10 protein-coding genes are annotated in these 11785 nt (G+C 30.4%); 9 read left to right on the top strand and 1 reads right to left on the bottom strand.

The window, feature by feature from the left end; all coding sequences use genetic code 11:
* Nucleotide 1 precedes the first annotated feature (1 nt).
* The 8 genes from ACVCXO_RS05270 (at nt 2) to ACVCXO_RS05305 (ending at nt 8509) form a co-directional block, all read left to right on the top strand.
* On the top strand, nt 2-1033 hold the full coding sequence (locus ACVCXO_RS05270; protein WP_452228552.1) for a hypothetical protein: 1032 nt from the start codon (nt 2-4) through the stop codon (nt 1031-1033).
* Nucleotides 1034-1073: 40 nt separating this feature from the next.
* Nucleotides 1074-1520: a hypothetical protein gene (locus tag ACVCXO_RS05275; protein ID WP_452228553.1), complete on the top strand. Its 447-nt coding sequence runs from the start codon at nt 1074-1076 to the stop codon at nt 1518-1520.
* Nucleotides 1521-1531: 11 nt separating this feature from the next.
* Nucleotides 1532-1852: a hypothetical protein gene (locus ACVCXO_RS05280; RefSeq protein WP_452228554.1), complete on the top strand. Its 321-nt coding sequence runs from the start codon at nt 1532-1534 to the stop codon at nt 1850-1852.
* A gap of 25 nt (nt 1853-1877) precedes the next feature.
* Nucleotides 1878-2678 (top strand): prolipoprotein diacylglyceryl transferase, encoded by an 801-nt coding sequence (locus tag ACVCXO_RS05285; RefSeq protein ID WP_452228555.1) that lies wholly within the window; start codon nt 1878-1880, stop codon nt 2676-2678.
* Nucleotides 2679-2682: 4 nt separating this feature from the next.
* Entirely contained in the window at nt 2683-3381 is a 699-nt protein-coding gene (locus ACVCXO_RS05290) for a putative metal-binding motif-containing protein (protein WP_452228556.1), read from the top strand.
* Nucleotides 3382-3587: 206 nt separating this feature from the next.
* The gene (locus ACVCXO_RS05295) at nt 3588-4517 is read left to right on the top strand and encodes a CPBP family glutamic-type intramembrane protease (protein WP_452228557.1); all 930 of its coding nucleotides are present in this window, start codon (nt 3588-3590) and stop codon (nt 4515-4517) included.
* Nucleotides 4518-4829: 312 nt separating this feature from the next.
* Nucleotides 4830-7769, top strand: a complete 2940-nt coding sequence (locus tag ACVCXO_RS05300) for a histidine kinase (RefSeq protein ID WP_452228558.1) — start codon at nt 4830-4832, stop codon at nt 7767-7769.
* Nucleotides 7769-8509, top strand: a complete 741-nt coding sequence (locus ACVCXO_RS05305) for a LytR/AlgR family response regulator transcription factor (RefSeq protein WP_452228559.1) — start codon at nt 7769-7771, stop codon at nt 8507-8509. Before ACVCXO_RS05300 ends, ACVCXO_RS05305 begins: the two co-directional genes overlap by 1 nt.
* 84 nt (nt 8510-8593) lie before the next feature.
* Here the strand turns inward: ACVCXO_RS05305 and ACVCXO_RS05310 are convergent, their stop codons facing one another.
* Nucleotides 8594-9625 (bottom strand): T9SS type A sorting domain-containing protein, encoded by a 1032-nt coding sequence (locus ACVCXO_RS05310; RefSeq protein ID WP_452228560.1) that lies wholly within the window; start codon nt 9623-9625, stop codon nt 8594-8596.
* A gap of 254 nt (nt 9626-9879) precedes the next feature.
* Here ACVCXO_RS05310 and ACVCXO_RS05315 point away from each other — a divergent pair, with 254 nt between their 5' ends.
* Nucleotides 9880-11625, top strand: a complete 1746-nt coding sequence (locus ACVCXO_RS05315) for a hypothetical protein (protein ID WP_452228561.1) — start codon at nt 9880-9882, stop codon at nt 11623-11625.
* Nucleotides 11626-11785 lie beyond the last annotated feature (160 nt).

The following is an 11785-nucleotide window of genomic DNA, read 5'->3' on the forward strand; positions in this document are numbered from 1 at the left end:
TATGAAAGCAATTAAAACAGGCTTACTGACTCTTTTAATCGCAACTTTTATTAGTAGTTGTGATTCTGATGAAGACAATGACACCACAACCGTTTGTGATGCCAAGTTCTACACAATGGCAGTAGATATTCCGGATTCATCGGTTGGTGTTTTTGATATTTTTGAATACGAAAAATCCAATGTGCTCGCTACACCAATGGCGCTTACTTCTGGGAATTCATTGAATAATGCTACAGGAGGGCCGTTAAGTGAAATGCTATCTGCAATAAATCCGAATACAGGAGAAATTACATATCAATTTACATATCATCCCGCGATATTTAAGTATAATATCAATTCGAATACGGTAGCGCAAAGTACTTTTAATGGTGGGTATAATTATGAATATTTAGGGAATAGTTTATATGCTATAAAACACACCTATATTGGCTCTAGTGTATTATCGGATTACACCATAATCGATGAGTCAGGTAATGATGTTGGTCAAACAATTCAAAATGTAGATATTAGTAATTCTGGAGCAAGTACATTACTTCTATTCAAATCTACATCAAACAACCAAGACAAGCTATATTATTTAGCGAACACGAAACTTCTTACTTACAATAAAACAACAGATACTTGGAGTGATGATCTTTTAGAGATGTATAACGAAACCACCAATAAGGTTTTTTATAGAAGTATAGAGTATGTTGATGATAATACGCTTTATATTTTGAAATCGGACGAGACGATTTCTAGTAGTTATACGCTAGAACTTTTAAAAGTAGATATTAGTGGAAGTGTACCGCAAGTTTCTGTAATAAAAGATTTAACAAATAGCCTTAGTTTGAGTGCGAATGCGCTTTTAGCTCCTGGTGGAGATAGACAAATAAATGCAGCTTATGATGCTTGTGATGACAGTTTCTATTTTAATTATACCAATCCTTTTACAATGAATTCTATAGTTTTTGAAATTAAACTTATAAGTGATACTGTCCATGAATATCCTGTAAATGGTAAATATTTATATGGCTTAGACATTATAAATTAATCCTATTTAATAAAAACAACTAAAATAAAAAACGCTAATTATGAAATCAATATTTAAAATAACAGTAGTGCTCGTATTAGCATTATCCTTCTTTAATTGTGATAATGATGATAACAACGCGACAAATACCAATGTTTGTAGCTATCAAGGATTTTCCTATTTAGATGGAAATAGTAATGATCAAACCATTATACCTGAATCTGAATTAAACACACAATATTTTCCAAATGCGAGTAATGGACCTTATGGTGCGCCCGGAATTGAAATCGCTTCTTTTACTGGTGCAACAACATTATTTTTTACTACAAATGTGATACTGTTAAATGAAATAGGAGAAGGAAGAATGACTATTGATGGCGGCGTGGAGGAATTGGTAACCGTAACATGTCAACGTGCAGGAACAGCAGTAGGAGATGAAATTAGATTAGATGTGGTTAGCGGTAGTATAGAAGTAGAGTTCTGTGTTATTATAGATGAAGTTTTATAAAATAAAGCAATATGAAAACACCATTTAAGTACTTCGTTATTTCTATTAGTTTGCTTGTTTTTAATTGTAAAAACGAAAGTAAAACAGAACAATTAGGAAATACAACTATAACGGAAACTGCCAAGAAGTTAAGTGAAGACGAAAAAAGAGAAATAGTAAAATACTATTTGATTAATGGCAAAAAAATGGACGAAAAAGACTTTCATGAAATCATTTTTTTAAATGATTTTGTAGATGGAGTAAAAATAGTTTTTTACGAGGATGGTGATGCTTTCTTTGGTCTTAAGTTTTCAGAAGCTTTTAATTATTATAACGCTAATAAAAATAAATAATCTATTATAAAGTACTAAACAGAATATGTTTCCAAAATTATTCGATTTCTCTCTGCCTGATGTGTTGGTAAACCTTTTTGGTGTAGAACAAGTTACTGTTTATACCTATGCAACTTTAATTGCAATAGGTACATTAATAGCAGCGCTATATACTAAAAGGACAGCAAAGAGAGAGTTGGGAATTGCAAACCTTCCTAATTCCTTTTTCTATTGGATTTTTGTTGCAGGTTTTGTTGGCGGAAAGTTGTTTTACTATTTACAAGATCCTTTGAAATACATGCAAAACGCAAGCTTAATGTCTGATAATTTTTCAGGTGGTTTTGTGTTTTATGGATCCTTTGTTGTGATTGTTCCATATGTAATATGGTATTTAAGAAGACATCAAATTCCCGTTTTGCCAATGCTAGACATATTTGCAATAACTACAACCATTGTTCATGCTATAGGTAGATTAGGTTGCTTTGCTGCAGGATGTTGTTATGGAGCTCCCACAGAAAGTAATATAGGATTAATTTTTCCAACTACGCATGGTATTTCGGTGCATCCAACACAGTTATACGAGGTAACGCTATTAGTAGCCATAATGCTATTCCTAATGGTGATTAAAAAAAACAAACAATTCAACGGACAAATCTTCTTAATCTATTTAATGCTATATGCTTTTGGTAGAGGAATTCTAGAACTTTTTAGAGGAGATAACAGAGGCTATATTATAGATAACATATTGTCTCATTCGCAATTTATAGGGCTTTGTCTCATAGCAATTGCAGCTTATTTTTATTTTAAATTTTATAAACAAAGGAATACTAACTTAATTAATACTTAAAATTATGAAAAAACAATTTTTAAAAAGAATTTTACCAGTAATGCTTTTAATAACAGCAGTATTTGTAATAGGTTCTGGCTGTGGAGATGGTATAGTTAATACACCACAAGACTACGAAAATTATTGGCCAGACATAGATCAAGATGGCTATGGCGATGCATCTGTATCTCCTACTTCTTACACAGCTAATGATGCTCCTGCAAATTACGTAATGGATAACACCGATTGTAATGACAACGATGCAACCGCATATCCAGGAGCAACAGAAATTCCTGATAATGCAATTGATGAGGATTGTAATGGTTACATATCTATCACTTTATTTGTAGATGCAGATGGAGATGGTTTTGGTAATCCAAACACAACAGAAGTTGTAGATTTATTGGTAGGTGAAAGCATACCTAGTGGTTATTCTTATTATGCAGGAGATTGTAACGATAATGATGCAAACACAAATCCTTTAGCAGATGAAGTTTTAGGGAATGGAATGGATGATAATTGCGATGGTGAAACAGATATTATAGAATATTACACAGACGCAGATGGAGATGGTTATGGTGCAGGTGCTGCTTTGCCACCACCAGCAGCTGGTGTGCATAATAATTTAGATTGTGATGATACCAATGCTAATATACACCCATATACTAGAGAATTTTTAAATGATGGTATAGACAGTAATTGTGATGGTGCAGATAATACCTAGAAAATAGCGCAAACGAAACTTTAAAACCTCTAAAACTCCATATCACAATTTATTTACTATTGATATGGAGTTTTTCTTTTTCTCAATAATTTACCAATTATCTAATAGCTACTGTTTTACCAAGTAACCACATATACAGAAATTAGGTTTGTTAACAGGATAGGTGAAAGTTTATAAAACGAATATATCTTAATATCCATTTCAAAATGAAAACCATAGTAAAATATATAAGAACACATCTAAAAGAAGATTATAAAACGGCTACATACTTAATTTTTTTATTGTTTTTAAGTGTTTTTATCTATATACATCATGTTACAAATTTTGCCGTAAATTTCTTAAGTAATAATATAAATTCACCGTTACTTGTATTGTCTTATTTTTTGTTTTTTGGATTTGCTTATTACACAACAATAGCAATAATAGTTTTTACAAAATCAGATTATAGCTTTATAAAATCGAGTGGTTTTTGGTTTACAAGTATATTTGCTATTCTATTAGTAAGTTTACGATTAGGGTTTTTAGAACACTACAAATGGATTTATGAAAATATTGCACCAGAAAAAGCTTTTTTTTATACTAAAATTGCCGCCAGAGCAATGCGTACCATTATTTTTTCGTTCGGAATTTTATTTTTCTATTATCTATTTGAAAAATATAACACCAACTTTTATGGTTTTTCAACAAAAAATGTGAGTTGGAAACCATATTTTTTACTCTTGTTAATCGTTATTCCTTTTATTGGTATTGCATCCTTTCAGCCTAGTTTTTTAAATCAATATCCTTTAATTGGTAATACAGGTAACGCTATAAATAAGTTACATGCTTTAGCTATTTATGAACCTGTGTATTTATTAGATTTTATTTCTATAGAATGGTTTTTTAGAGGGTTTCTTGTTTTAAGTATGGTTAAAATTTTGGGCTCAAAGGCTATTTTACCAATGGTAGCATTATATGTTTTTTTTCATATAGGAAAACCTACTGGAGAAATTATAGGCTCCATATTTGGTGGTTATCTTTTAGGAATTATTTCTTTGCATAGTAGATCTATTATTGGCGGAATTATTATTCATATGGGAGTTGCTTTTTTAATGGATTTAATGGCAATTATTCAAAAATTTGATATTTATTTTTAAAATTTATTATCGTTAAATAAAAAGGACCGTTCCTTGTATCAAATACACGTTTGTTTCAATAGGTCTTCTTTTTCGCTAATATAAAAGCTATGTTTGTTTAACTAAATAATTATGAAAACTATTTTGAAAATGGCACTCTTTATCTTATTTTTCACAGTAAGTACGGTACGTAACACCAATAAAAACTAGACTAATTTACGTATGTTTTAATAGAAATATTACAGCTAAAAACACATTGATCTGTACTGAAAATTATGTGGTTACAGATTAATTATTTAAAAATATTACATTAGTTTTATAAAAACAGAAACCTTGAAACACCAAAAACTCCATATCACAATTATTACCTTATGGATATGGCGTTTTTTTTCTGATTCCCATATTTTAGTTAATAAGCCCGAAAGAATAGCAAAGAAGAAATGTTTACTAGTTATTTTACTTTTTACTTTTGCTATTTCATTTTCCCAACAATTTACAAACTATACAACTAAAGATGGTTTGCCAAGCAATCTTGTATATAAAATAGGGCAAGACCAGAAAGGGTTTTTATGGTTTGCTACAGATAAAGGTTTGGTGAAGTATAATGGTAATACCATGAAAACCTTTACTACTAAAAATGGTTTAGCAACGAATGATGTTTGGGGGATTTTTCCAACGCCAGATGGTAAACTATGGTATTTGTCTAAAACTTCAAAATTGGGTTATATTAAAAACGATAGTGTTTATGCTTTTGAAAGTGAAATAAAAGGAGAGATTTTTAGTCCTCTTTTAACAAGTCAAGTTGGTAATGATTTGATTCTTGCAAGTTCCAATAGATTTCATGTTTTAAAAAATAAGAAATGGAGAGTATTAAATGGATGGCACCCAAAAGATTCTTTAGCGTATAATTATATAAAACATCCTACGGTTTTAAATTACAAAACTTCTAGTTTATTAGATTCTGTAGTAATACAAGATAAAACAAATAAAACAGTTAAGACCTTTGGTTTTGGGGATGTACTTAAAAAAAATCACATAAGAGGTCAAATTACAGATAGCCTGTTTTATTGGGTAAATGATAAACAATACAATATTCTTAATTTAAATACTTTAAAGCTGCATAAAAAATACTTTAAAGACGAAATAGGTATAGAGCAATCAAAATATGTACGATTAAATCTAGTAAATAATCAAATACAAATTTCTGGAAAGGGATTTGTAGGTGTTTTAGATAAAGATTTACACATTACAAATACATACTATATACCAGAGTATTTAAATGCGCATTTTGGTTTTTTTGATAGCTTAGGGTCTGTTTGGGTAAGTACTTTTACAGATGGTATTTACCATTTGCCAAAAGAAAAACAAAATATTAAATACTGTTTACCAACAGAAACAGTAACGAACATTGGTTCTGTAAATAATAAAATTATTGCAAATGTTTTTAATAAGGGATTTTATAAATATGATGATGCTAAAAAAAAGTTTGTATTATTTATAGAAGAAGAAGAATATCTTTTTGACGCTTCTTATATTAAAGAATTAAACACAGAATTTTATCTGTCTAAATTAAATTCAAGAACAGTAAAAAATGGTAAAATAGAAGAGATAGGTTTATTAAGTGATTCCAATGATATTCATTACAAAACAAGACAATTAGTAGTAGCTAATAATTCTTTATATGGTGAATACTCGTTTGGAGTAAATAAAATAAATCCAAATAATTTTGAAATCGAAAAAGAGTATCATCAACTCGGAATTAATCAATTACTACCATTTAATGATCGATTTTTAGTAGCTACATTTAGTGGGTTAAAAGAGTTTAAAGACGAAAAATTTAAACCTATAGCATTTACCAATCAAGAGTTTAATAAATCCATTTTAAATCTAAAAAAAGTTTCAGAAAAAGAGCTTTTAATAAATACAGATGGCTTTGGGGCTTATATCACCGATTTAAAAACCATTAAGCAACTTCCAGGTTCCGAATTTCTAATTGTAAATAATGCTTTTGTTGAAAATAATAACATTTGGTTAGCAACAGAATCTGGTATATTAAAGTATACAAAAGTAAAAGAGGTATATACGGTGCAAATGCAGATAGATAAAAGCAATGGATTGCCTTCCAATCATGTTAATGATGTTTTTGTTTATCAAGATAACTTAATGGTAGGTACCAATAACGGAATAGCCATTTTTCCAAAAGAGGTAAAAAGTAAATCCCAATTATTAGATGTTTATATCGATAAGGCGCAATATGACAATCAAGATATTTCGATAAATAATGCTGTCTTTAAATATCAAAAAAATAATAATTTAAATTTCACCATATCTAATATCGATTTTTCAGATAAAAATGTAGGTTTCTCTTATGCTTATAAATTAGAACCTATCCATAAAGATTGGAGCACCACCACAACTAACAAGTTTAGTTTTAATAACCTGGAACCAGGAGAATATACATTACATATTGCTGCCAATAGCCTAAAAAAAGAGCTGAGTTTTACAATAAAACCTTTGTGGTGGCAAACCGTTTCATTTAAAGTATTTATTGTGTTGTTTGGTGTTTTTCTTGTAGCATTAATATCTAGATTTTTTGTAAAACGTTCTCAATTTAAAAAAAATCAAAAAATATTTGAAGACAAACGCTTAAGTGAATTACAGCTAAAGGCGTTACGGTCTCAAATGAATCCGCATTTTGTATTTAACTCGCTATCTGCAATACAATATTATATTGGTGAAAATGATTTTGAAGCTTCTGAGTTGTACTTGGTTAAGTTTTCAAAATTAATTCGTCAATTTTTTGAGCTTTCCAAAGAAAATGAAATCACGTTAGCTACAGAGGTTAGTTTGCTTCATAATTATTTAGAAATTGAAAAACTTCGTTTTAAAGAAAAACTAAACTTTAGCATTCATGTAGATCCTAGTTTAAATACGAAGAGAACAAGAATACCAACCATGTTATTGCAGCCAATAGTCGAGAATGCTGTAAATCATGGTGTTTTTAATAAATTAGAAAACGGCTTGGTAACTCTCAATTTCTTACATGTAGATGCACAAACATTTAAAGTAGAAATTATAGATGATGGCGTAGGTTTTGCAAATACGAAAAAGAGACAAAGTAAAAAGGTTAAATCTTCGAATGTTTTAAAAGATAGATTACATTTTTTAAATTATTCTGAAAAATGGGAAATAACGTATAAAGAAGAAGAAGTACATCCAGATCGAGCAGATAGAGGTAATAAATCGGTATTTTTAATCAAGACAAACAATTAATGAATAGTATAAACGCAATATTAGTAGATGATGAGATTGCAAACTTAAAAGGCTTGCAACGAAAGATTGAAAATTTGTTTCCTAATATTCAAATATCGGGAGCGTATCAAAAACCAGAAGATGCCATAGCAGCAATTAAGGAACAGCAACCAAATATTCTGTTTTTAGATATTGAAATGCCTAGAATTAACGGCTTTGAGTTACTTACCAACTTGAAAGACGTTAACTTTCAAGTCATTTTTGTAACTGCTTACAGTGAATATGCTTTGGAAGCATTTAAAAAATCGGCAATAGATTACATATTAAAACCTATAGATAATGATGATTTGGTTGCAGCTATAAATAAGGCACTAGAAATTATTAAATTAAAAAAGGAGAGTGAAACTAACGCTAAACTAGTAGGCTTGTTAGAAGAAAATATTTCTAAAAAAAATAAAATAGTGGTACCAACGCAAAAAGGAATTTCTTTTATACCACAAGATGAGGTGCTACATTTAGAGGGTTATGAAGGCTATACTAAAATCCACTTAATAAATAATACCACAATTACAAGTTCCTACAATTTGGGTAAATTTGAAAAACTACTAAATACCAAGTTTTTTAAATGCCATAAATCGCATATTATTAATTTAGAAAAAGTACGTCATTTTGAAAATGAAGGCTATGTGGTTTTAAATAATGAATATCGCGTACCCATATCTAAAACCAATAAAAAGGCATTTTTAAGTTTGTTTAGTTAACTAGAATATAAAACGACTTTGTTTTAAAAAAAATAGCTCTTTAAAATATTTTAAAGAGCTATTCTATTACATAAAGCAAATATTTTAGTACTTGATAATTTTCTTAGTAATACTGCCAACTTTTAAGAAGTAAGTTCCTTTAGATAGGTTTTTAGTAGAAACCATAGTAGTGAAATTTGTAAGGTTTCCTTTTAAGACAAGCTTACCCAAAATAGAATATACTTCATAATTATCATTTAATAATTGATCAGTATTAAAAACAATATTAAAATAATCTGTACTCGGGTTTGGGTAGGTATTAAATGTATTATGGCTATAGTTGTTGTCTTGAACAGATAAAGAGCTAGCAAATATTTGATCTAAAGTAGCTTCAATGAAAAAATCTAAATTATTATTAGGTGTTAGTTTTCCTGTAGTTACAGAGGTGTTTATACTTGTAGGATTAAATAAAGATGCCATTACACTAAAAGTACTGTTTTCGTAAAAAGTCATGGTGGTTTCTCCTGCATTAGGATAGGATGCAGGCCCAAATTCATAGATGCTTAAACCATTAGTTCTTGGTGTTACACCGTCGATGTAGTATAAGGTCGAAAAGATCCACGTAAGCGGACTAGGATAATCTGTGTTCGTAGTACTGTTTCTGTCTAATTGTGGAACACCCAAACCACCATCGTCCACATAAGTTTGCATGTTATAAGATGCTAACCAAGCATAATCATACATGAAGTCTCCTGCTGTAAAATTGATTGGAGCTGCTCCATAAGATTCATATATTAAGTCACTACCAATCATCCATAGTTTCCCTCCGTTATCTAAATAATTGGTAAGTACTGGGTTTCCTGCTTGTCCAGCAGTCCAAAAATTAAGGCCATAGCCATCGTCACCACTAAACCAAATAACTAGATCATAGCTCTCTAATTGCGTACTAGTAGGAAGTCCACTAATAGTAGCGTCGTGTACTGTTACACTGGTGTAAGAGGTTGTTAATATAGAATTGTAAAACGTGGTATTATCTGCAGTGTCAAAATCATTGTCGGTGACTAATAAAATATCATTTTGAGCAAATGAGAATAGAGCAATGGATAAGGTTAAAATTAAAAGTAGTTTTGTTTTCATATTTTTTGATTTTTAATAGATTAAAATCAAATTTAAAAAAAAAGAAATAAGAAGCTAAAGTTTTTAATAAAAGAGTTTTAAAGTTGTTTAATTACAGATTTTACACCTATTTATTTGAGGATTAATCCATAATATAAGTGCTTTTTGTTTTTTACGTGGTTAAAGTTAAATTCGGAAAAATAGGGTAACAAAAGTTTAAATAGGTTTATATAAAACTATAAACTATAAATTTTGAACGTTTAAAACTATAAATTATGAAAATTAGAAACACCAAATTCAAATTGTTACTTAGCCTTATGATTGCAATGGGTACATTATTTACATCCTGTGATCCAAACGAGGATAATGAGTCTTATGATCCAGGAGAAAATAACGAAATAGGTTTAGACCTAGGACAAAGCGTACAACATGATTTTATGGGTCGAATTGTGGATGAGTCCAATGCTCCAATAGAAAACGTAATGGTTTCTATCGGATCAAAAATGGAGTCTACAGATGCTAATGGGATGTTTATTATTAGTAATGCGAATGTTAAAAAAAGACAAGCATTTATTGTAGCAGAAAAACCTGGTTACCTAAAAGGAATGCAAAGTCTAGTGCCTACGCAAGGTACAAATACGGTGCGTTTAATGTTGGTTCCTCTAAATGTAATTGCAACGGTTTCCTCTGGAGGAGATAGTCAAGTAAACTTACCAAATGGAACTACCGTGAAGTTTGACGGAGCGTTTAAAGATGAAAACGGAAATGCCTATTCCGGAAATGTAGATGTTATTATGTATCATTTAGATCCTTCAAATCCGGATATTGATGCAATAATGCCTGGTAATTTACAAGCCGAAAATACGAATGGTGAGGAACGTATTCTAGAATCTTACGGCATGTTAAATGTAGAATTAAGAGGAACTTCAGGTCAAGAATTGAATATAGCAGATGGTCATATTGCCATAATTGAAATGGCAGTAGATCCTGCGCAAAGCGATAATGCGCCTGCAACTATTCCTTTATGGCATTTTGATGAAGTGAAAGGATATTGGATAGAAGATGGGGAAGCTACTTTAATTGGCGGAAAATATGTTGGTGAAGTTTCTCACTTTTCATGGTGGAACTGTGATGCGCAATTTCCAACGGTTACATTATGCTTAAATGTTGTCGATGTAGCAAATATTCCATTATCTAATGTTAAAGTGGCATTGTTTAGAGGTGAAGCAACGTACCCAAGAATAGGGATTTCCAATGGTAATGGCGAAATCTGTGGATTAATACCTGCAAATGAAACAATGACATTAAATATATTCGATCAATGTGGAGTAGTGGTTTATACAACTACTATAGGGCCTTTTTCAACAGATACAAGTTACGGTAACTTGGTCTTGCCAACAGTTTCTGCAGCAGTTATTACAGGTAATCTAGTAAATTGTTCTAGTGCTAATGTTACCAATGGTTATGCAGGTGTAACTTATGGAAATCAATACGCTACAGTAGATGTTACCAATGGAAGTTTTTCTTTAAGTGTAATAGAATGTGCTTCTTTATCAGGTTTTACTTTAGAAGGAGTCGATTTTGATACTTTTCAAACAACAACAGCATTGCCTTTTACCTTTAATAATACCAATGTTGGAAATATAATTGCTTGTTCTACAGTAACAGAATTTATTAGTGTGCGAGTAGATAATAATCCAACAGATTATTTTTTAGCTAGTATAAATGCAGGAGGTAACCAACCAAGTCCAGGACTCTCGGTTAGTTCTCAAACAAATCTGAACTACTTCTTTGTTGGTTTAAACGATACCACACTAGGGAATTATTCTTTAGATCAGTTTGGTTTTGAATCCTCCAATTTAAATATAGATTACGCCATACCAACTAGTTTACAATTAAATTTATCTAATTATGGAAGTGCTGGTAACTATATAGACGCAACCATTAACGGAACATATACTGATACTGCGGGGAATGTGAGAAACCTTTCCGTAACCATACACGTAATAAGAGATATTTAGTAAGCACTAATTTGTGATGATGTCTAGTCCTAAATAATCAATACAGATTATTAAAGATTAAAAATAATTAATTAAACCTGAACAATAGATTTATTGTTCAGGTTTTTTGATTTATATGTTTTTCTTTTTAGAATATTTTGTTGATGCATTTTCTCAGGTG

The organism is Lacinutrix sp. MEBiC02404 (assembly GCF_053601575.1).

Excerpts from the sequence above, each read along its gene's own strand:
- ACVCXO_RS05280 (WP_452228554.1), top strand. The coding sequence starts at position 1,532 with ATGAAAACACCATTTAAGTACTTCGTTATTTCTATTAGTTTGCTTGTT.
- ACVCXO_RS05295 (WP_452228557.1), top strand. The coding sequence starts at position 3,588 with ATGAAAACCATAGTAAAATATATAAGAACACATCTAAAAGAAGATTAT.
- ACVCXO_RS05275 (WP_452228553.1), top strand. The coding sequence starts at position 1,074 with ATGAAATCAATATTTAAAATAACAGTAGTGCTCGTATTAGCATTATCC.
- ACVCXO_RS05290 (WP_452228556.1), top strand. The coding sequence starts at position 2,683 with ATGAAAAAACAATTTTTAAAAAGAATTTTACCAGTAATGCTTTTAATA.
- ACVCXO_RS05315 (WP_452228561.1), top strand. The coding sequence starts at position 9,880 with ATGAAAATTAGAAACACCAAATTCAAATTGTTACTTAGCCTTATGATT.
- ACVCXO_RS05310 (WP_452228560.1), bottom strand. The coding sequence starts at position 9,625 with ATGAAAACAAAACTACTTTTAATTTTAACCTTATCCATTGCTCTATTC.
- ACVCXO_RS05270 (WP_452228552.1), top strand. The coding sequence starts at position 2 with ATGAAAGCAATTAAAACAGGCTTACTGACTCTTTTAATCGCAACTTTT.
- ACVCXO_RS05285 (WP_452228555.1), top strand. The coding sequence starts at position 1,878 with ATGTTTCCAAAATTATTCGATTTCTCTCTGCCTGATGTGTTGGTAAAC.
- ACVCXO_RS05305 (WP_452228559.1), top strand. The coding sequence starts at position 7,769 with ATGAATAGTATAAACGCAATATTAGTAGATGATGAGATTGCAAACTTA.